This is a genomic window from Salipiger sp. PrR003, assembly GCF_010500785.1.
Lineage (GTDB): Bacteria > Pseudomonadota > Alphaproteobacteria > Rhodobacterales > Rhodobacteraceae > Salipiger > Salipiger pacificus_A.
Genome location: NZ_JAAGOV010000109.1, coordinates 38,620 through 59,216 on the forward strand (window position 1 = coordinate 38,620; position 20,597 = coordinate 59,216).

The window sequence follows — 20,597 nt, forward strand, 5'->3', positions numbered from 1 at the left end:
GTCAGGCCACCTCGAGCCAGTTGCGGCGCACGTCGGGCGCGGCGTCGAGCTCTGCGGGGGTGCCGAGGAAGACCAGCTCGCCATGGCCCATGACCAAGACCTGCTGCGCGACCTTGAGCGCGATGGTCAGCTTCTGCTCGACCAGCACCACGGCGACGCCGCGGCGGCCGATGTCGAGGATGACCTCCATCACCACGTCGACGATGCGCGGGGCGAGCCCCTCAGTCGGCTCGTCGATCAGCAGCACCCGGGGGTTGCCGAGCAGCGAGCGGCAGATGGTCAGCATCTGCTGCTCGCCGCCCGAGAGGTACCCGGCGCGGATGCCGCGGCGCTCGCGGAGGCGGGGGAAGTAGTCGTACATCTCCTCGACCGTCCAGCGGTGCGCGCCGGGAGCGCCTTTCTGCACGCCAATGGCGAGGTTCTCCTCGACCGTAAGGTTGGGGAAGACCAGCCGTTCCTCGGGCACGTAGCCGAGCCCCTGCCGACAGATGTCGAAGGGCCGCTGCCCCGACAGGGTTTGGCCGTCCAGCGTGACGCTGCCCGCGGTCGGGGGCACAAGCCCCATCATCGCCTTCAGCAGCGTCGAGCGCCCCGAACCGTTGCGCCCCAGCAGTGAGACGATGGCCGCCTCGGGCACCTCCATGTCGATCCCGTGCAGGATGTGGCTCTTGCCGTAATGGGCGTGCAGCCCCTTCACCTGAAGCAAGCTCATGCTGCCTCCTCACCCAGATAGGCTTCCTGCACCTCGCGGTTGGCACTGATGCGCGCCGGCGTGTCGGTCGCGAGGATGCTTCCGTAGACCAGAACCGAGACCCGGTCGCAGAGGCTGAAGACGACGCTCATGTCGTGTTCGACCATCAGCAGGGTCTTGCCTTCCGTCACCGTGCGGATCAGTTCCACGGCCTGCGCCGTCTCCTCGCGCGACATGCCCGCGGTGGGCTCGTCGAGCAGGATGATGTCGGCGCCTGTGCTCAGCGTCATGCCGATCTCGAGCGCACGCTGCTCGGAATAGGTCAGGTCGCCCGCCAGGTCTCGCGCCCGGGTCTCGAGCCCAACGCGCGATAGGATCTCGGCAGTCTCCGCATTCACCCGCCGCATGGTTGAAATCGGGCGGAAGAGGCCGAAGCGTACCCCGTGGCGCGCCAGCACGCCGATCCGGAGGTTTTCGAACACGCTCATCCGTTGGAAGATGTTGGTGATCTGGAACGAGCGGGCCAGTCCCGCCCGATTGATGAGGTGCGGCGAGAGCCCTGCGATGCTGCGCCCGCCGAGCGCGATGTCTCCGGAAGACGGCGGGAACATACCCGAGATCAGGTTGAAGAGCGTCGATTTTCCAGCCCCGTTCGGGCCGATCACCGCGTGGCGCTCGCCCTTCGCGATGTCGAGGTTGAGCCCCTTGAGCACCTCGATCGGCCCGAAGGACTTGGTCACGCCGGTGAGCGTCAGCGCGCACTGCGTCGTGGTCGCGGTCATGCTTCACCTCCCAGCGGCGCGGTTTCGGCCATGGTGTCCTCGGGGCGGTCCTTGCGGGCCCAGAGCGCGTCGATCTCGCGGCGGGCACGGAACAGCACCGCGCCGCCCCCCAGCAGCAGCGCCGCCGGGACAATCCAGGTCAGAACCGAGACCGGGCTCCACTCTGCGCCAAAGAGCTCGAAGACGGGCAAGCCGTCGCCGGCCGCGTGGCGCAGCCGCTCGTAGTCTTCGCCGAAGAGGATCGAGGCGCTTTCGACCAGGAAGACCACGCCCGCGGCGATCAGCAGACCCCCTGCCAGTGCCATGAGATAAGGCCCCGCCAGCCGCGCCCAGTCGAGCTGGCGGCGATTGCGGATGTGGTGATGCACAACGCCGCCGATGCCGCTCGGGGCGTAGAGCATGATCAGCACGAAGATCAGGCCCTGGTAGAGGAGCCAGGATCGGGTGAGATCGGAGACGAGGAAGGAGAAGAGCGCGAAGGCCGTCGCGCCGATCACCGGGCCGAAGAACACCGTGGCCCCGCCGACGAAGGTTTGCAGCACGACCTGCGAAGACACGATGCTGCCGAAGAGCGAGTAGTTCGCAGTTTCGTTGGAGATCGCCTGCAGTGCGCCTGCAACGCCTGTGAACATCGCCGAGACGGCGAAGATGATCACCTTCGAGGCACGGGCGTTGTAGCCGAGGAAACGCACGCGCTGCTCGTTGTCGCGCAGCGCCAGCGTCAGCCGTCCAAATGGGGTGCGGGTGTAGGCCCAGAGCCCGAGACCGCAGATTACCGCCCAGGCCAAGGTCATGTAGTAGACCTCGAGCATGGAGCCGAAGGTGAAGCCCAGCCAGGGCATGCGCATGGACGACACGCCCGATTCACCGCCGAAGAGTCCCTCGAGGCGCGGTGCCAACGAATGGAAGAGCTCGGCGATGGCCAGCGTCACCAGTGCAAAGTAGACGCCCGAGCGCATGGTGGCGAAGTAGCCCGCCACGAGGCCGACCAGCAGCCCGGCGGCAGCGCCCGCGAGCGGCAGCAGCGGCGTCGGGAAGGGCAGGCCGTCCTCGACCGCGAGCATCAAGTGCAGCGCGGCAAATGCGCCGATCCCGAAATAGGCGGCGTGGCCGAAGGACAGCAGCCCGGCCTGTCCGATGAGAAGGTTGAAGGCAAGCGCGAAGAGGCTCGCGATGAGCACGTTCACCAGCGCGTTTTGCCATCCGAGGCCCAGAAAGGGCGGTACGGCGATCAGCAGCGCGAGGAGCGCGGTGAGGACGAGGATAGTGCGAAGGTTCGGCATGTCAGTTACGCTCCCCCATGAGACCCGCAGGGCGTACCAGCAGGATGATCAGCATCAGGGCGAATGGAATGGTGGCGCTGACCGAGGACAGCTCGAGCGTCAGCAGACCGCCGACCGAGCGCGCCCAGTCTCCGAGGCCGATCAGGCTCAGCAGGTTTGCCAGCGACCAGTCAAGCCCCACCGCGAAGGACGAGAAGAGGCCGATCATCAGCGAGGCAACCAGCGAGCCCTTGAGCGAGCCGAGCCCGCCGACCACGACCACCACGAAGACGATCACCCCCAGTTCCAGCCCCATGTTCGGGTTGGTCGGGTAGAAGGCTCCGGCCACCGCCCCGGCAAGCCCGGCCAGCGCCGCGCCGGTGCCGAAGACGAACATGAAGACCAACGGGATATTGTGCCCCAGTGCCTCGGCCATGGCGGGCAGACGCTCGGCGGCGCGCACGACGATGCCGGTGCGGGTCCGGGTCAGCAGCAGCCACAGCGCCGAGAACATCACGACCGCGATCCCGCCGATGAACAGGCGGTAGAACGGGTAGTCGGTGCCGAAGATGTGGAAAGCCGAGAAACGCAGCTCGCCGGGCATCTGGTAGTTCACCGGGAAGTCGCCGAAGAACAGCTTGATCAGCTCCTCGATGATCAGCGCGAGACCGAAGGTCAGCAGCAGTTCATGCGCGTGGCCGTGGGCGTGCACCCTTGGCAGCAGGAACCGCTCGACCGCCATTCCGACGAGGCCGACCACGATGGGGGCGACGATCAGCCCGGTCCAGAAACCGAAGATCGACGAGACGGCGTAGGCGACATAGGCGCCCAGCATGTAAAAGGAGGCATGCGCGAAGTTCAGCACGCCCATCATGCCGAAAATGAGCGTGAGACCGGCGGAGACCATGAACAGCAACAGGCCGTAGGTCACGCCGTTCAGCGTGGAGATGATCGCAAATTCCATTGCACTTCCGATTGGGGCCGAGGGACAGGGCCGGCCGGCGAGGCTCGCCGGCCGGTGCTCTCAGGGTGCGGGGCTCATTCGCCCGGGCGCACCATCTTGCAGCTGTCCTGCACCGGGTAGATCGCTGTCTCGCCCGGCACGACCCCGACGGTCTCGAAGCCCATGTCGGTGTCGTCGGCGGGGTACTTGGCGTTTTTCACGACCTTGGAGACAACCACGGGACGGATGGTCTGGTGATCTTCCTTGCGCACCGAGATCGGGCCGACCGGCGTCTCGTAGGTGGTGTCCTCGAGCGCCAGCGCGATCTTGGTCACATCGATGGCGTCGCCGCCGAAGTCGAGCGTGTCGAGCGCCTGGTGCAGCGCGCCGACGGCAAAGGCGGTGTGGCCTTCGACGAAGGTCGGGTAGTGGCCGGTCGACGCCTTGTAGGCTTCGGCGAATTCGCCATCGGTGGCGGCATTGTCGTAGTTGTTGGCGATGTAATGCCCGAGCGCCGTCTCGCCGGCGTTGGCGATGTTGCCCGGCTGGTCGAGGTAGGCGGTCGCGAAGGTCACGTCGAGACCCGCGTCGCCCGCCGCCTTCATCAGCAGCAGCAGGTCGTTCGACCAGTTGCCGGTGAAGACCGTGTCGGGCGCGGCGGACTTCAGGCGCGCGACGAAGGGCGCGAAGTCCTGGATCTTGTTCACGTCGTGCAGGACTTCGTCGACGATTTCGAAATCGCCGCCCGCCGCCGCGGTTTCGACCGCCGACTGCATGTCCTGGCCCCAGGAGTAGTTCTGGTTGATCGAATAGACCTTGGTGCCGAGATCGCCGGCTTCCTTCATCGCGCTGACCAGCGCGTTGACCCGCATCGGCGCAGTTGTGGTGAAGCGGAAGTGGTAGAACTGGCACTTGTCACCGGTCAGCTCCATCGCCTCGCCGCCGAGGTTGATGAACATCACCTCCTTGCCGGGGTTGCGCAGGTTGTGCTTGCGCACGTCCTCGGTGAGCTGGCCCGCGATTGCCGACGAGGCGCCCTGGAAGATGATGTCCACCCCATCCGCCACGGCCTGGCGGAACTTGGTCGCCGCGTCCGGTGCGCCGCCGGCGTTGTCGTACTCGATGACTTCAACCGGTTCGCCGTTGAAGCCGCCGGCGTCGTTGATCTGCGCGACCCCATAGGCGACGGCGTCGGCATAGAGTCGGCCTGTCGAGGTCTGGGCGCCCGAAAGGCTTTCGATGATTCCGATCTTCAGCGGCTCGGCGTGCAGCGCGGTTGCGCCCAGGGCCAGTGCGGACGTGGCCGCGATCAAGGCAAGACGTGTCAAGCTGGTTCTCCTCCCAGGTGTTTTTCCATGCCAGCGCGCCGCGCCCCTGATGTCGGGCCGTGCTGCGCTCTCCTCTGGCACGGGCGTATCCTAACCACAGAATTCTTGGGCGGTAAAGATATAAGATATGTGATCTCATATCTGTAAGGTGGGGGTGTTTGCGGGGACGCGGTTGCCTTATGTTGTGACTTGGACATAGAATGACGCGAAATTGGCTGCTAAAGGCCCAACACCGCGGCGCCACGACGGACCGCGCGCTGTCCCTGCGACGGACGCGGGATCATCCTTCGAACAAGCCAAGCGAGGCCCGGAGCACGTGAACAGTCTCGATCCCACGAAGCCGCGATCGCGCACGCTGGCGCCCGTGGATGTCACCACGATCCAGGAAAGGGTCTACCAGAGCATTCGGCTCGGGCTGCTCAAGGGCGAGTTCCTTCCGGGCGAGCAGGTGACCATCCGCGGGCTTGCAGAGGTGCTCGGCACCAGTCCCATGCCCGTGCGCGAGGCCGTGGCGCGGCTGATCGCCGAGCGGGCCATCGAGCAGTCTGGGCCGCGGACGCTGCGCGTCGCGCCCTATCTCGCCACCGAGCATGAGAATTACATCCGCATCCGCATGCAACTCGAGGGCTATGCCGCCGAACGCGCTGCGCGTGCCCGGCGGACTCCGACGCTGATCGGCGAGCTGCGGCGCCACAACGACGCCATGAGCGAAGCGGTTGAGGCCGGAGATTTCGAGGCGGCGCTGGCGGGAAATCAGGCGTTCCACTTCGAGCTCTACGGCGGCGCGGGCTACCCGCAGCTGCTCGACATCATCTCGACGCTCTGGCTGCGCACCGGGCCAATCGTTGCCTCTGCGCGGCGGGACAAGGCGTTGTTCGCGCGGTTGTTCCGGATCGGCGTGCGCATTCACGACGATGCGATCGACGCCGTGGCGCAGCGTGACGGCGAGGCGGCGAGGTGGGCGGTAAATCTGGACATCCGCTCTTCGCATCTGGCGATCCGGCGCTTCTACAAGCAGAGCCCTGACGCGGCCTCTAAATAGGCCACTCGCACGCTCGGGAACAGGTGAGCCCGAAGCTCCGTCGCGGGACGCGACGCGCAGTGGGCCGGTTCGGGGGCCATCGGCGTATTTCGGCAAAGATGGCGGGCCATGAAGGATTCGAACCCTCGACCGACCGCTTAGAAGGCGGTTGCTCTATCCAACTGAGCTAATGACCCGTCGGAGCGTGAGTAACCCAGCTCGAAACCATCCGCAACACCGCCCTTGCGGGGCGCCCTCGAGGCTTTGCCGAAAATCCCGAATTTTGCTCCGCGGTCCAACGGCGGATCGCGGACCACCTCATTGATATAGGGACGATAGTCCTGCACTCGAGCTGGCGATGCCACTACGTCCCAGCGGCGGAGACCTTGGCCCCTCTGGCCGGATGGGCCAAAGGCACGGCCAGAGCGCATTTTTACGCGCCCGCCCGGAGAGTTGCGCTGGACCCGCTGACGCGCGAGCGGCGCGTGCGTGACGCCACGTGCAGGGCATCCTTTCGTCTGCAGGGGGCCTCCCGCCTTGAGAAACCGCGCGCATTGCGCTAGGAGCAGCCGGTCCGCCTCGATCTCAATAGGTGAGCCGATGTTTGCCCAAGTCTGGAACAGCTATATTGCCCCGCTCCTGGGCCGCCCCAACCGCGTTCAGATCGCGGCGCTCTGCCATCGTGTAGAAGATGGTCGGCCGGAGGTGCTCATGATCACCTCGCGCACGACGAAACGCTGGATCCTGCCCAAGGGCTGGCCGGTGCGCGGCACCGACGGCGCGGGCACTGCACTGCAGGAAGCCTGGGAAGAAGCGGGGGTGAAACACTCGGGCTCACGTCCTTTTCGCATCGGGCAATACCGCTACAGCAAGATCGTAAACGGCCTGCTTCCGGTCACCACCGACGTCGACGTCTACGCGGTGGCGGTCGAGAAGCTGCTGGACGCCTTCCCCGAAATGGCCGACCGCGAGCGCCGCTGGATGTCGCCCGACGCCGCGGCCCAGGCGGTCGAGGAAGAGCAACTCAAATCCATCCTCGCGGACTTCCCGGCGCTGGTCTCGGCGGCACGGCAAGGCTGAGCCCCGCAGGGTCCCGCCGGCCCCCTGGATTCAAGGACATTCAACGTGACCGAACACACCACGCCTCAGTGGAAGACGCTCGACAAGGACCTGAACCGTCTCGCGCGTCTTGAAGAGGCCACCATGCATGCCTCGCGACCGCTGGTCGGCGTGGGGATCAGCCTGGTCTTCGTCTCGCTCGCGGCGGTGGCCGCCGCGATCCTCACAGGCGGAGCGACGCAGAGTCTCGCGGTGGTCGTGGCCGCCGCCTTCGGCGCCTACATGGCGCTGAACATCGGCGCCAACGACGTGGCCAACAACATGGGCCCGGCGGTGGGGGCCAAGGCACTCTCGCTCCTCGGGGCCATCGCCATCGCGGCGATCTTCGAGACCGCAGGCGCGCTGATCGCGGGCGGCGACGTGGTCTCGACCATCTCGAAGGGGATCATCGACCCGGCTGGGCTTGCCGACACGGCGATCTTCGTGCGGGCGATGATGGCGGCGCTGCTTGCGGCGTCGATCTGGGTGAACATCGCGACATGGATTGGCGCGCCGGTCTCGACGACCCACTCGGTGGTCGGCGGGGTGATGGGCGCCGGCATCATGGCCGCGGGGCTTGGCTCGGTGAACTGGTCGACGATGAGCGCCATCGCCGCGAGCTGGGTGATCTCGCCGCTGCTCGGCGGGATCATCGCGGCAGGCATGCTGGCTTTCATCAAATGGCGGGTGATCTACGTCGAGGACAAGATCGCGGCGGCCCGCACCTGGGTGCCGGTGCTGATCGGGATCATGGCGGCGGCCTTCTCGACCTATCTTGCGCTCAAAGGGCTCAAGAAGATCGTTTCCATCGACTTCCCGACGGCCTTGGCGATCGGCGCGGCGACGGGGGTGGGCGTCGGCCTGATTTCGGTGCCCTTCATCCGCCACCAGTCGAAGGGGCTCGAGAACCGCGCCCGCTCGCTCAAGACGCTGTTCCGACTGCCGTTGGTGGTCTCGGCGGCGCTGCTGTCCTTCGCTCATGGCGCGAATGACGTGGCCAATGCGGTCGGCCCGCTGGCGGCCATCGTCTACGTGCAGCAGTCCGCCAGCGTCGCGGGGCAGGTGGCGATCCCGCTCTGGGTCATGGTGATCGGGGCGCTCGGCATTTCCTTCGGCCTCGTGCTCTTCGGCCCGAAGCTGATCGGCATGGTGGGCAACCAGATCACCAAGCTTAACCCGATGCGCGCCTATTGCGTCGCGCTTTCGGCGGCGGTGACGGTGATCGCGGCCTCTTGGCTCGGCCTTCCGGTCAGCTCGACCCATATCGCCGTTGGCGGTGTCTTCGGGGTCGGTTTCTTCCGCGAGTGGTACGTCGAGCGCCGCGCCCGCCGGTACCACCGCGACCTCGCGCCCGAGAGCCTGCCGCGCCAGGAGCGCGCCCGCCGCAAGCTGGTGCGCCGGTCGCATTTCATGACGATCGTCGCGGCCTGGGTGATCACGGTTCCTGCGGCGGCGCTGCTCTCGGCGGCCTGCTTCCTGTTGCTGCGCACCATCGGGTTCTGAGACGGCCCGACCCGGGGGGGCTCGTCGCGCGAAAAGTACGGTAGATCTGAGGAAGGCCCCGCGCACTGCGGGGCCTGTTGTTGTTTCAGGGCGTGCCGCGCAGCATCTCCTCGACGAGCCGCTGCACGTCAAGCGCCTCCTGCGGGGTGGCAAGACGGTGCGGTTTGCCGGCGACGCAGAGCAGCATGTCGTCGAGCTGGGCGCGCAGCGCGACGGCTCGCGGCTCGCCTGCGGCCGAGGGAACGGTGACAAAGGCGCCGCCGGTCGAGACCGCCTCGTCCGAGAAGTTGGTGACCCGGTGGCTGGCCTTGCTGCCCTTCACGGTGAATTCCTGCCGGTCTTCCTGGGCGCCGCCGGTGCTGGCGAGGATCGAGACCGGCACGCCGGCCCCGGTCTCGAGGCGGGCGAGCAGGGCTGTTTCGCAGAGCGCCGGATCGGAGGGGTAGGAGGGGCGCGCCCAGACCACCGAGAGCGGGCCGAGGATGCGCTGGCTGAAGAACAGGAAATGCGAAAGCACTTCACGCGTCATGCCGCCCTCGGCGCGGAAACGCAGCCAGTCGGCGGCCTGCTGCCAGGCGCGCGGCCAGGCGGCATAGGTGACCACCATGTCGACGCCCGCGAGATCGCCCATCGCGCCCGAGCGCGCCGCGGCGGTGATGTTGCTCAGAGCAGCGCCGGCGGCCTGAGTGAAGTTGACCGCTGCGGGCACACCGCTGGCACGCAGACTGGCCACCAACTCCTCGCTCGCGGTGAGATCGACGCCGAGCGGCTTTTCGAGGAAGACCGCCTTGCCCGCGGCAGCCGCGTCGAGCGCGTAGGCCATGCGCGGCTCTGGCGGGCAGGCGAGGTAGACCAGATCGGCGGCGGCGATGGCCTCGGCCGCGCTGGCCGCAACGGGGATCTCCGGCGCGAGCGCCTGCGCCGCGGCGCAACCTTTGGCTGAGGGGTCCCACATCGCCACGACGGAGTAGCCCGCATGGAGTTGCATATGCTCCAGCATCCGCCGCCCCATGATCCCCAGCCCGATGATTGCCGTTCTCACTGCCATGATCCCACCTGCTCCTGCTGTCTAGGTCTGTGCCCCGGTGCCCGCCCGGCGCGGCCTCTGCGCCCGGCGCGAGGCACCAGCCCGGGTTCCTCGCACGCCTCTGAAGCAGAGGCCAGAGCGGCGCACGGCAATCGCGCAGGTGTTGCGGCGCCGCGTCGCGCGCGGGTTTGCAGCGGGCGGAAGATCGGCTAGGGCCCTTGCGCGCCCCGGACGCCGGGCCGGGAGACCGCCAGAGAGAGGAAGACCCCATGGACTACCGCAGCTACCTGTCGCCCGAGATCATCGCCTTCGTCGACGAGACCCTCGCCTTCTACCCGGAGGATCTGGACCCCCGCGACTGGCCGAGGCAGCGCGCGGTCTACGACCGGATGGCGGCGCATTTCCACCGGGGGCGACCAGAGGGACTTTCCGTGGCGGACCGTGACATCAGGGGCGTGCCGGTGCGGCTCTATGGCGAGGTGTCGCCGGTGACGGTGATCTACGCGCATGGCGGCGGCTTCGTGCTGGGCGGGCTCGAGAGCCACGATGATGTCTGTGCCGAGCTGGCGCAGCGGTCCGGCTGCCGGGTGGTCTCGGTCGACTACCGGCTGGCGCCGGAGCACCCGGGGCTGGCCGCCCATGAGGATCTGGTCGGCGTCGTCGAGGCCTGTTGCGCGGCGGGGCCGGTGATCCTCTGCGGTGACAGCGCCGGGGCCTCGCTTTGCGCCGCGGTCAGCGGCACGCGCGCGGACCTCGGGCTGCGTGGGCAGGTTCTGATCTACCCCGGTCTTGGCTTCCCGCACGAGGCTGGCAGCTGTGTGCAGCACGCCGAGGCGCCGCTGCTGAGCACACGTGATCTTGGCACCTACCGAGAGGTCCTTGGCGGCGATCCCGAGGACCCGCGCCTCGTCCCGGCGAAGGGGGCGCTCTCAACGCTGCCGCCGACATGGCTGTTCCCGGCCGAATGCGATCCGCTGCACGATGATGCGCTGCGCTATGCCAAGGCGGCTCGGGAGGCGGGAGCCGAGGTGCATCTGCAGAGCCACGCCGGGCTCGTGCATGGCTGGCTGCGCGCGCGCGATGTGAATGATCGTGCGCGGACCAGCTTTTCGCAGATCGTGTATGCGTTGGTTCAGCTCTCGCGCTGACGCGGACGGGGCGCGCGCGCCTTGCGGATCGGGTGGCCGAAGGCCAGCCGGAAGGCCTTGCTCAGCGCCGAGGCATTGGAATAGCCGCAGCGCAGGGCGATCTCGCGCAGGTCGTAGTCGGTCCCTGAAGCCAGCTCGCGGGCGTGGCTCAGCCGCATGAGCTGGTAGTAGCGCCCCGGCGACATCGCCAGTTCCGCCTGGAAGAGGCGGTTGAGGGTCCGGCGGGTCAGCCCGGCGCGCTGCGCCAGATCCTCGAGGGGCAGGGGGTTTTCGGTGGTCTCGACCATCAGGTTGACGATCTTGCGAAGCCGCGCAGTGCCCTTGCCCACCAGCCAGTTCGCGCCGCGCCCGCTGCGCTGCTGGCGCTCGGCGTCATGCACGAACATGGTCGAGACGAGGAAGGCATCCGCCGGGCCGAACTGCTCGGAAATGATCGCAAGCATCAGCTCGAGCGCAGTCGAGGCGCCGCCACAGGTCGAGACCCGCGGCCCCCGCACGAAACGCGCATCGCTCGGCTGGATCTTCGGGAAGGCCTCGGCGAACTCGGCGAGGACCGCCCAGTGGATTGTGGCGCCCTGATCATCGAGCAGGCCGGCCGCGGCCAGCAGCCAGCTGCCGGTGTCGGCTCCGACGATGGCCCGCGCGCCGCGGGTCATCCGGCGCAGCGGCGCCAGGCGCTCGGGCCGCGCATGCTCACGGTAGCCGTAGCCGCTGACCACGATCAGCAAATCGCAGCGGTCGCAGTCGGCAATGGCCGCATCTGGAGAGATGTTCAACCCGCTCGAACTGCGCGCCGGCCCGTCATCGGGCGTGACGATCTGCCATGACAGCCCGCCCGCACCCTGGTCACGGACGGCTCGCAGCGGCTCCAGAAGGCACGACAGCACCATGTTGGAGAAGCCGTCGTAGAGCAGGAGGGTGACGCTTTTCATCGCTGAAGGCATATTTGGAACATATTTTGTCACAATAGGTACATTTTGCCGGGGAGTCCCGAGGTATTCTTCGCGCGATTGGCAGTCGGATGTGCGCCCGATCACGAGGCGTTCCGCCCCTTTTGAAAGGGCGATGACCTGGCTGCCGCCGCAGGAATATCAGGAGTTCTTCATGCCTCTTACGATGAACAAAGAGGTCTTCATCACTTGTGCGGTGACCGGCTCTGGCGGCACGCAGGACCGCTCGCCGCATGTGCCGCGCAGCCCCGAGCAGATCGCCAGCAGCGCGATCGACGCCGCGAAGGCCGGTGCCGCAGTGGTGCATTGCCATGTGCGCGACCCCGAGACCGGCGCGCCCGCGCGCGATCCGGCGCTCTACCGCGAGGTCACCGAGCGCATCCGTGACGCCGAGGTGGACGTGGTGCTGAACCTCACCGCCGGCATGGGCGGCGACATCGTCTTCGGCTCGACCGAGGCGCCCTTTCCGGTCAAGGCCATCGGCACCGACATGGTCGGCGCCAGTGAGCGCTTGGCGCACGTCGCGCAATGCCTGCCGGAGATCTGCACCCTCGACTGCGGCACCATGAACTTCGCCGAGGCCGATTACGTGATGACCAACACGCCGGGCATGCTGCGCGCCATGGGCGGCATGATGACCGCGCTCGGCGTCAAGCCCGAGATCGAGGCCTTCGACACCGGCCATCTGTGGTTCGCCAAGCAACTTGTCGCCGAGGGCGTGTTGACCAGCCCCGCGCTGGTGCAGCTCTGCATGGGGGTGCCTTGGGGCGCACCGAACGATCTCAACACCTTCATGGCCATGGTGAACGCGGTGCCCGAGGAGTGGACTTGGTCGGCCTTCAGCCTCGGTCGGGACCAGATGCCGTTTGTCGCGGCCTCGGTGCTGGCGGGCGGCAACGTCCGTGTCGGGCTCGAGGACAACCTCTGGCTCGGCAAGGGCCAACTCGCGACCAACGCGCAGCTCGTGGAGCGCGCGGCCTCGATCATCGAGAACATGGGCGCGCGTGTGGTCGGCCCTGAGGAGGTCCGCGCCCGGCTCGGCCTGGTGAAGCGCGCGCCGAAGGTGATGGCATGAGCCCGGCCCGGAAGACCGCCGCCATCGTCGGCGGAGGGGTCATCGGCGGCGGTTGGGCCGCGCGCTTCCTGCTCAATGGCTGGAACGTGAACGTCTTCGATCCCGACCCCGAGGCCGAACGCAAGCTCTCCGAGGTGATTGCCAACGCCCGCCGCGCGCTGCCCGGGCTCTACGACCGAGCGCTGCCGGAGGAAGGCGCGCTGACCTTCTATGGCGACATGGCCGATGCGGTGGCCGGGGTGGACTGGGTGCAGGAGAGCGTGCCCGAACAGCTCGCCCTCAAGCACAAGGTCCTGGGGGCGCTCTCGGATTTGGCGCCGGAAACTGCGGTGATCGGTTCCTCGACCTCGGGCTTCAAGCCCTCAGAACTGAATGCGGAAGGGGCGCGCGCCATCGTCGCTCACCCGTTCAACCCGGTCTACCTCCTGCCGCTGGTCGAGCTGGTCGGCCTGCCCGAGCGCATCGGTCCCGCCACCGAGATCCTGCGCTCGGTCGGCATGTTCCCTCTGATCCTGCGCAAGGAGATCGACGCCCATATTGCCGACCGCCTGCTCGAGGCTGTCTGGCGCGAGAGCCTGTGGCTGGTGAAAGACGGGGTTGCGACCACCGAGGAGATCGACGAGGCCATCCGCATGGCCTTTGGCATCCGCTGGGCGCAGATGGGCCTATTCGAGACCTACCGCGTCGCCGGAGGCGAGGCGGGGATGAAGCACTTCATGGCCCAGTTCGGCCCGGCGCTTTCCTGGCCCTGGACCAAGCTGATGGACGTGCCGGAGTTCACCCCCGAGCTGGTCGATCTCATCGCGGGCCAGTCGGACGCGCAATCCGGGCACATGTCGATCCGCCAGCTCGAGCGGCTGCGCGACGACAATATCGTCGGCATGCTGCGGGCGCTGAAGCGCAGCGGTTCCGGGGCGGGGGGCGTGGTCACCAGCCACGAGGCGGCGCTCGGGCAAACCAATATCGGGCAAACCGGCACCAAGGACGGCCTGCCGGTCACCGCTCGGCGGCAGGTGCCTGCCTGCTGGACCGACTACAACGGGCACATGAATGAGACCCACTATCTCGAGGCCGCCTCGCTTGCGACGGACCGGCTGATGGAGATGGTGGGGGCTGGCGCCGACTATATCAGCGCAGGCCGCAGCTATTTCACCGTCGAGAGCCACATCCGCTACTTGGAGGAGGTGCGCGCGGGCGAGCGGATCACCGTCACCACGCAGATCCTGCAGGGCACGGGCAAGAAGATGCATCTCTTCCACCGGCTCTGGCGCGGGGATGACGCGCTCGCGGCCACGATCGAGGTGCTATTGCTGCACACGGATCTCTCCACGCGGCGTTCAAGCCTGCCGGCTCAACCCGTCGCAGAGGCGCTGGCCGCCTTGGCGGAAAAACATGCGCAGATCGAGAGCACGGGGGCCGGACGGTTCGTCGGAGAGCGCCCGTCCGGCGGATAAGTTGAGAAATCCGGGGATTGGTATTAGGAAGCGACCAAACGGAAACGACGGGCCCCCTCCCGGAGACGGGTCCGCAATAAAAACTGAAAGCAAGAAACAGGGGTACATGATGACCGACCAGACCAAGACATCGACCTACCAGCGCTTCGCCCGCAAGGGACTTTCGCGCCGCACTCTGCTGGGCCGGGCCTCTGTGCTCGGCCTTGGCGCTTTGATCGGGGGCAGCGTCCCGTTCAGCGCCGCGCTGGCGCAGGAGCCGGTCAAGGGCGGCATCCTGAAAATGGGCCTGGGCGGCGGCGAGAGCACGGAATCTCTCGATCCGGCGATGGCGCTGGCACAGGTGGCCTTCAACGTCACCCGGACCTTTGGCGAGACCCTGCTCGACGTGAACCCGGACGGCTCGCTGGACATGCGTCTCGCGACGGATGTGAGCTCGAGCCCCGACGCCAAGACCTGGACCTTCGCGATCCGCGAGGGCGTCAAATTCCACGACGGCTCCGATCTGACCGCCGAGGACGTGCTGGAAACCATGCGCCGCCATTCGGACGAGGACTCGCAGTCCGGTGCGCTCGGCATCATGAAGGGCATCACCGGCATGCGCGTCGAGGAAGGTAACTTCATCGTCGAACTGGCCGATGCCAACGCCGACCTGCCTTACCTGATGTCGGACTATCACCTGGTGATCCAGCCGAACGGCGGCCGCGACAACCCCGCCGCGGGCATCGGCACCGGACCCTACCGCGTGGTCGAGGCCGAGCCGGGCGTGCGCTACACCTTCGAAAAGTTCGCGGACTATTGGGACGAGAGCCGCGGCCATTTCGACGGCGTCGAATTTGCCGTGATCAACGACGGCACCGCGCGCAACGCCGCGCTGCAGTCAGGCCAGGTGCACATCATCAACCAGGTCGCGCCGAAGGTGGCCGGGCTGCTCGGACGCGCGCCGGGTCTCGAGGTGAAGAGCGTGGCGGGTCGCGGGCACTATGTCTTCATCATGCATTGCGACACCGCGCCCTTCGACAATGCCGACCTGCGCATGGCCCTGAAATACGCCATCAACCGCGAGGAGATGGTCGACAAGATCCTGCAGGGCTACGGCACGGTCGGCAACGACATCCCGATCAACTCGTCCTACCCGCTGTTCGACGACACCCGCCCGCAGCGCACCTATGATCCCGAGAAGGCCAAGGAATACTACGACAAGTCCGGTCACGACGGCAGCCCGATCATCCTGCGCACCGCTGACGGCGCCTTCCCGGGCGCGGTCGACGCGGCGCAGCTGTTCCAGGAAAGCGCGCGCGCCTGCGGCATCCCGCTCGAGATCAGCCGCGAGCCCGATGACGGCTACTGGTCGGACGTGTGGAATGTCGAGCCCTTCTGCGCATCCTACTGGTCCGGCCGCCCTGTGCAGGACCAGATGTACGCCACGGCCTACCTGTCGACCGCTGACTGGAACGACACCCGCTTCGACAATGCCGACTTCGATGCCAAGCTGATCGCCGCCCGCGGCGAACTGGATCAGGACAAGCGCAGGCAGCTCTACCGTGAGATGGCCGATATCCTGGCCGATGAGGGCGGGCTCATCTGCCCAATGTTCAACGACTTCATCGAGGGCGTGAGCGACCAGATCCGGGGTTGGGAAGAGAGCGGCGTTCTGGAACTCATGAACGGGCTGGCCCCGCACAAGTGCTGGCTGGCCTGAGGCCGCCCGCATGAACGCCTACATCGCTAAACTTGTGGCCCAGCGTATCGCGCTGGGTCTGCTGCTCATATTCCTCGTGTCGATCATGATCTTCCTCGGCACGCAAATCCTCCCCGGGGATGTCGCGCAGGCGATCCTCGGCCAGACCGCCACGCCGGAATCCCTTGCCAACCTGCGCGAGGAACTGGGGCTCAACGTGCCCGCCACCCAGCGCTACGTCACGTGGCTCGCAGGGATCCTGCACGGCGATCTCGGCACCTCGCTCAGCAATGGCCGCGACATCGCCGGCGCGATCTCGGAACGGCTGGGCAACACGCTCTTCCTTGCCTCCTGGGCCGCGCTGATCTCGGTGCCGCTGGCGATCATCCTGGGTCTGGTCTCGGTGCTCTACCGCGGCCGCTGGCCGGACAAGCTGATCTCGGCCGCGACGCTCTCGGCGATCTCGGTGCCGGAGTTCATGATGAGCTACATCTTGATGTACTATGTCGCCGTGCAACTCGGATGGGCGCCCTCGGTGGCTATGCTCAACGACCGCATGAGCCTTCTGGAGAAGCTGCACGCCATCTCGCTGCCAGTCGCGGTGCTGGTCATGGTGGTTCTGGCGCACATGATGCGCATGACCCGCGCGGCGCTGCTCAACGTCATGCAATCTGCCTATATCGAGACCGCCGAGTTGAAGGGGATCCGCCGCTCCGCGGTGATCTGGCGCCACGCCTTCCCGAACTCCATTGCGCCGATCGTCAACGTGGTCATGCTCAACATGGCCTATCTCGTCGTCGGCGTCGTCGTGGTCGAGGTGGTTTTCGTCTACCCCGGGATGGGCCAATACCTCGTCGACCACGTCTCCAAGCGCGACGTGCCGGTGGTGCAAGCCTGCGGCCTTATTTTCGCGGCGGTCTACATCGTCCTGAACATGGTCGCGGACATCGTGTCGATCCTGGCGAACCCAAGACTGAGGCACCCCAAATGAGCCGTGTTCCCATTCCCGCCCTGATCGGGCTTGTCATCACCGCGCTCTTCCTCTTCAGCGCCATCGCCGCCCCGCTTATCGCGCCCTACGGCGTCAGCGAGGTTGTCGGCGACGTCTGGGAGCCAGCCTCCGGCGCCTTCCTGCTCGGCACCGACAACATCGGGCGCGATTTGCTGTCGCGGCTGATCTGGGGCGGGCAGACCACCATCCTCGTCGCCAGCGCGGCCACCGTGGTCAGTTTCGTCACCGGTTCCATCGCCGGGCTGTTCGCCGCGGTCATCGGAGGCTGGGTCGACCAGCTGCTGTCGCGCTTCGTCGATCTGGTCATGGCGATCCCGACGCTGATCTTCGCGCTCGTGGTCCTCTCGGTGATGCCTGTCACCATTCCCGTGCTCATTCTCGTGATGGGGCTGCTCGACTCGACCCGCGTCTTCCGCCTGTCCCGCGCCGTTGCCAGTGACATCGCGGTGATGGACTACGTCGAGGCGGCCGAGCTGCGCGGCGAGGGGCGCGCCTGGACGATCTTCCGCGAGATCCTCCCCAACGCGCTCTCGCCGCTGGTCGCCGAGGCGGGCATGCGCTTCATCTTCATGGTGCTCTTCGTGTCGACCCTGTCGTTCCTCGGGCTCGGAGTGCAGCCGCCCGCCGCCGACTGGGGCGGCATCGTGAAGGAGAACAAGGACGGTATCGTCTACGGCATTCCCGCGGCGCTTCTGCCCGCGGTGGCGATCGCGGCGCTGGCGATCAGCGTCAACCTCGTGGCCGACTGGGTGCTCGACCGCACCTCCTCGCTGAAAGGAGGCCGAAATGGCTGACCCGCTTCTGCGCATCGACAATCTCAAGATCGAGGCGACGGCGCAGCCCCCGGGAGAGGCGCCACGGCGCATCACCATCGTCGACGGCGTCTCGCTCGAGCTCGAAAAGGGCAAGGTGCTGGGGCTCATAGGTGAGTCCGGGGCGGGCAAGTCGACCATCGGCCTTTCGGCCATGGGCTACGGACGTGGCGGCATCGAGCTGACCGGCGGGGAAATCGTGCTCAACGGGCGCGAGATCCGCGGGGCTTCGGGCCGCACCCTGCGAAGCCTGCGCGGCGCCGAGGTGACCTATGTCGCGCAATCTGCCGCCGCCGCCTTCAACCCCGCCAAGTGCCTGATGGACCAAGTGGTCGAAGCCAGCGTCAGCCATGGCCGGGCCACCCGCGCCGTCGCCGAGGCGCGCGCTGTAGAGCTCTTCCGCAAGCTTGGCCTGCCCGAGCCGGAAAGTTTCGGACGCCGTTATCCGCACCAGGTTTCCGGCGGGCAGCTGCAGCGCGCGATGACGGCCATGGCGCTCTGTCCCGAGCCCGATCTGGTGATCTTCGACGAGCCGACCACCGCGCTCGACGTGACCACCCAGCTCGGCGTTCTGGCGGCGATCAAGACGGCGATCCGCGAGCAGGGCGTCGCGGCGCTCTACATCACCCATGACCTCGCCGTTGTGGCGCAGATTGCGGACGACATCATGGTGCTGCGTCAGGGCAAGACGGTAGAATACGGCACAGCCAGGCAAATCATCACCGCCCCGCAGGAGGACTATACCAAGGCGCTGGTCTCGGTCACCGCCAAGGTTCACGAGGAGAAGATCACCGAGCAGCCGCCGGTGCTCGAGATCGAGGGGCTCACCGCACGCTATCGCGGCATGGACCGCGACGTGCTCAGCGACATCAATATGGCGATCCAGCCGGGAACCACGCTGGCCGTCGTCGGCGAGTCCGGCTCGGGCAAGTCGACGCTGGCGCGGGTTATCACCGGTCTGCTGCCGCCCGGCTCGGGCAAGATCACTTTCGACCGGCGCGTGCTCCCCGCCGAGCGCAGGCGCCGCACCCGCGAGGACCTGCGCGAGCTGCAGATGGTCTACCAGATGGCCGATGTCGCGATGAACCCGCGCCAAACAGTGGGCACGATCATCGGGCGGCCGCTGCGCTTCTACTTCGGCATGAGGGGCCGCGAGCAGCGGCGCAGGGTGATCGAACTGCTCGATCAGATCGAGCTGGGTGAGGACTTCATCGACCGCTATCCCGCCGAGCTTTCGGGGGGGCAGAAGCAGCGCGTCTGCATCGCCCGCGCGCTGGCGGCCAAGCCGAGGTTGATCATCTGCGACGAGGTGACCAGCGCGCTCGATCCTCTGGTCGCCGAAGGCATCCTCAAGCTGCTCGCCGATCTACAGGCGCGTGAGCAGGTTTCCTATCTCTTCATCACCCATGACATCGCCACGGTCCGCGCCATTGCCGACACGATCGCCGTCATGCACCTCGGCAGGCTGGTCCGCTACGGCGCCAAGTCCGAGGTGCTGGCGCCGCCTTTCGACGACTATACGGACATGCTGCTGAAGTCGGTGCCGGAGATGCGCCTCGGCTGGATGGAAGAGGCGACGTCCCGCTGAGGGCTTGCCGGCGCGCCGGTGTCGCCGTGCCCGTCCTGCGGGCGCGGCACACTGCGTTTCGCCTTGAAACCTCTCCTGTCGCCCGTCTAGCTTGTCGCCAAGGAAAGGCGCCGGACGCGCCGAGAAGGAGAACCCCATGACCCGACCCGCGATGCCCGCCAGCATAGGAACCCGCTGATGGAGGCCGTCGTCATCCATGCCCCGAAGGACCTGCGGCTTGACACCCTGCAGGGCGCCCCTGCGCCCGGTCCCGGCGAGGTGCGCATCGCGGTCAGCCATGGCGGCATCTGCGGCTCGGACCTGCATTACTACCTGCACGGTGGCTTCGGCACGATCCGCATCCGCGAGCCCATGGCGCTGGGGCACGAGGTCTCGGGGATCGTCACCGATCTCGGCGCGGGGGTCAGCGGGGTGTCGGAGGGTGACCGCGTGGCGATCAACCCCTCGCGCCCTTGCAACGAGTGCGAATACTGCCTGCGCGGCATGGCCAACCATTGCCTCGACATGCGCTTTGCCGGGTCCGCCATGCGCGTCCCGCACGAGCAGGGGTTCTTCCGCGCCCAGCTGACGCTGCCCGCCCGGCAGGCGGTGCGGCTCTCGCGCAAGGCCGATCTCGCGCTTACCGCCATGTCGGAGCCGCTGGCGGTCTGCCTGCACGCGGTGGCACAGGCGGGCAGCCTGATCGGCAAGCGCGTGGCGGTCTCGGGCTGCGGTCCCATTGGCTGCCTGACAATCGCGGCGGCACGGCTCGCGGGGGCCGAGGAGATCGTGGCGACCGACATTTCCGCAGCGGCGCTGGAGGTGGCGCGGATCATGGGCGCGGATCGGGTGATCAACCTTGCGGCGCAGGAGGGCGCGCTCGAGCCGCTGCAGGCCGGCAAGGGGCAGGTGGATGTGCTCTTCGAATGCTCGGGCGCCCCCGCGGCGGTGGTCGCGGGCTGTTCGATCCTGCGCCCGCGCGGCGCCATGGTGACCGTCGGCCTCGGGCCCGAGACGCCGCTGCCGATGACCGTCATCGTTGCCAAGGAGCTGCGGCTGATGGGCAGCTTCCGCTTCGATCCCGAGTTCGCCACGGCGGCGCGGCTGATCGACAGCGGGCGGCTCGATGTGAAGCCTCTCCTCACCGGGGTGCTGCCGGTCGCGCAGGCGCAGGAGGCCTTCGAGCTTGCCGCCGACAAGAGCCGCGCGATGAAGGTGCAGATCGCCTTCCCCGAGCCCTGATCCC

Annotated in this window: 18 protein-coding genes and 1 tRNA gene; 11 read left to right on the top strand and 8 right to left on the bottom strand. The window is 67.2% G+C overall.

Translation table 11 applies throughout. The features are described from left to right. Window position 1: 1 nt before the first annotated feature. The 5 genes from G0D83_RS29760 to G0D83_RS29780 all read right to left on the bottom strand — a co-directional run bounded on the left by G0D83_RS29760 (window position 2) and on the right by G0D83_RS29780 (window position 5,006). Window positions 2-712, bottom strand: coding sequence for an ABC transporter ATP-binding protein (locus tag G0D83_RS29760; RefSeq protein WP_108969526.1), 711 nt, complete (start codon window positions 710-712; stop codon window positions 2-4). After that, on the bottom strand, window positions 709-1,473 hold the full coding sequence (locus G0D83_RS29765; RefSeq protein WP_164198213.1) for an ABC transporter ATP-binding protein: 765 nt from the start codon (window positions 1,471-1,473) through the stop codon (window positions 709-711). Before G0D83_RS29765 ends, G0D83_RS29760 begins: the two co-directional genes overlap by 4 nt. Further along, a complete protein-coding gene (locus tag G0D83_RS29770; protein WP_164198215.1) occupies window positions 1,470-2,756 on the bottom strand; it encodes a branched-chain amino acid ABC transporter permease in 1,287 nt (428 codons plus the stop codon). The genes G0D83_RS29765 and G0D83_RS29770 overlap by 4 nt, the downstream gene beginning before the upstream one ends. A gap of 1 nt (window position 2,757) precedes the next feature. Further along, a complete protein-coding gene (locus G0D83_RS29775; RefSeq protein WP_108969520.1) occupies window positions 2,758-3,699 on the bottom strand; it encodes a branched-chain amino acid ABC transporter permease in 942 nt (313 codons plus the stop codon). 74 nt (window positions 3,700-3,773) lie between these two features. Next, window positions 3,774-5,006: a branched-chain amino acid ABC transporter substrate-binding protein gene (locus tag G0D83_RS29780; protein WP_164198217.1), complete on the bottom strand. Its 1,233-nt coding sequence runs from the start codon at window positions 5,004-5,006 to the stop codon at window positions 3,774-3,776. 316 nt (window positions 5,007-5,322) lie between these two features. Here G0D83_RS29780 and G0D83_RS29785 point away from each other — a divergent pair, with 316 nt between their 5' ends. After that, window positions 5,323-6,048 carry a GntR family transcriptional regulator gene (locus G0D83_RS29785; RefSeq protein WP_159099659.1) on the top strand — a complete coding sequence of 242 codons (726 nt, stop codon included), beginning with the start codon at window positions 5,323-5,325 and terminating at the stop codon, window positions 6,046-6,048. Between the two features lie 99 nt (window positions 6,049-6,147). Here G0D83_RS29785 and G0D83_RS29790 read toward each other — a convergent pair. After that, window positions 6,148-6,224: transfer RNA gene (locus G0D83_RS29790), tRNA-Arg, on the bottom strand. 403 nt (window positions 6,225-6,627) lie between these two features. Between G0D83_RS29790 and G0D83_RS29795 the strand changes: the two genes are divergently transcribed. Together G0D83_RS29795 and G0D83_RS29800 are read left to right on the top strand one after the other, a co-directional pair. Continuing rightward, window positions 6,628-7,107, top strand: coding sequence for an NUDIX hydrolase (locus G0D83_RS29795; RefSeq protein ID WP_164198219.1), 480 nt, complete (start codon window positions 6,628-6,630; stop codon window positions 7,105-7,107). Between the two features lie 45 nt (window positions 7,108-7,152). Further along, the gene (locus G0D83_RS29800) at window positions 7,153-8,628 is read left to right on the top strand and encodes an inorganic phosphate transporter (protein WP_370457350.1); all 1,476 of its coding nucleotides are present in this window, start codon (window positions 7,153-7,155) and stop codon (window positions 8,626-8,628) included. A gap of 85 nt (window positions 8,629-8,713) precedes the next feature. Here the strand turns inward: G0D83_RS29800 and G0D83_RS29805 are convergent, their stop codons facing one another. Beyond that, window positions 8,714-9,676 (bottom strand): Gfo/Idh/MocA family protein, encoded by a 963-nt coding sequence (locus tag G0D83_RS29805; RefSeq protein ID WP_164198221.1) that lies wholly within the window; start codon window positions 9,674-9,676, stop codon window positions 8,714-8,716. Window positions 9,677-9,924: 248 nt separating this feature from the next. Between G0D83_RS29805 and G0D83_RS29810 the strand changes: the two genes are divergently transcribed. Beyond that, entirely contained in the window at window positions 9,925-10,803 is an 879-nt protein-coding gene (locus tag G0D83_RS29810) for an alpha/beta hydrolase (RefSeq protein ID WP_164198223.1), read from the top strand. Here the strand turns inward: G0D83_RS29810 and G0D83_RS29815 are convergent. Further along, a complete protein-coding gene (locus G0D83_RS29815) occupies window positions 10,788-11,735 on the bottom strand; it encodes a GlxA family transcriptional regulator (protein WP_235940427.1) in 948 nt (315 codons plus the stop codon). The two genes, G0D83_RS29810 and G0D83_RS29815, sit on opposite strands and share 16 nt — an antisense overlap. A 172-nt stretch (window positions 11,736-11,907) precedes the next feature. Here G0D83_RS29815 and G0D83_RS29820 point away from each other — a divergent pair, with 172 nt between their 5' ends. From G0D83_RS29820 to G0D83_RS29850, 7 genes are all read left to right on the top strand, one after another. Beyond that, window positions 11,908-12,828, top strand: a complete 921-nt coding sequence (locus tag G0D83_RS29820; RefSeq protein WP_164198500.1) for a 3-keto-5-aminohexanoate cleavage protein — start codon at window positions 11,908-11,910, stop codon at window positions 12,826-12,828. After that, window positions 12,825-14,282 (top strand): carnitine 3-dehydrogenase, encoded by a 1,458-nt coding sequence (locus tag G0D83_RS29825; protein WP_164198227.1) that lies wholly within the window; start codon window positions 12,825-12,827, stop codon window positions 14,280-14,282. Before G0D83_RS29820 ends, G0D83_RS29825 begins: the two co-directional genes overlap by 4 nt. Before the next feature lie 109 nt (window positions 14,283-14,391). Further along, window positions 14,392-15,981, top strand: coding sequence for an ABC transporter substrate-binding protein (locus G0D83_RS29830; RefSeq protein ID WP_164198229.1), 1,590 nt, complete (start codon window positions 14,392-14,394; stop codon window positions 15,979-15,981). Between the two features lie 10 nt (window positions 15,982-15,991). Next, complete coding sequence (locus G0D83_RS29835; RefSeq protein WP_164198230.1) at window positions 15,992-16,951, top strand: ABC transporter permease; 960 nt, start codon at window positions 15,992-15,994, stop codon at window positions 16,949-16,951. Then, entirely contained in the window at window positions 16,948-17,766 is an 819-nt protein-coding gene (locus G0D83_RS29840) for an ABC transporter permease (RefSeq protein ID WP_108969504.1), read from the top strand. The genes G0D83_RS29835 and G0D83_RS29840 overlap by 4 nt, the downstream gene beginning before the upstream one ends. Continuing rightward, window positions 17,759-19,372 (top strand): ABC transporter ATP-binding protein, encoded by a 1,614-nt coding sequence (locus G0D83_RS29845; protein ID WP_164198233.1) that lies wholly within the window; start codon window positions 17,759-17,761, stop codon window positions 19,370-19,372. The genes G0D83_RS29840 and G0D83_RS29845 overlap by 8 nt, the downstream gene beginning before the upstream one ends. A gap of 177 nt (window positions 19,373-19,549) precedes the next feature. After that, on the top strand, window positions 19,550-20,593 hold the full coding sequence (locus G0D83_RS29850; protein ID WP_203595686.1) for an L-idonate 5-dehydrogenase: 1,044 nt from the start codon (window positions 19,550-19,552) through the stop codon (window positions 20,591-20,593). Window positions 20,594-20,597: the final 4 nt, after the last annotated feature.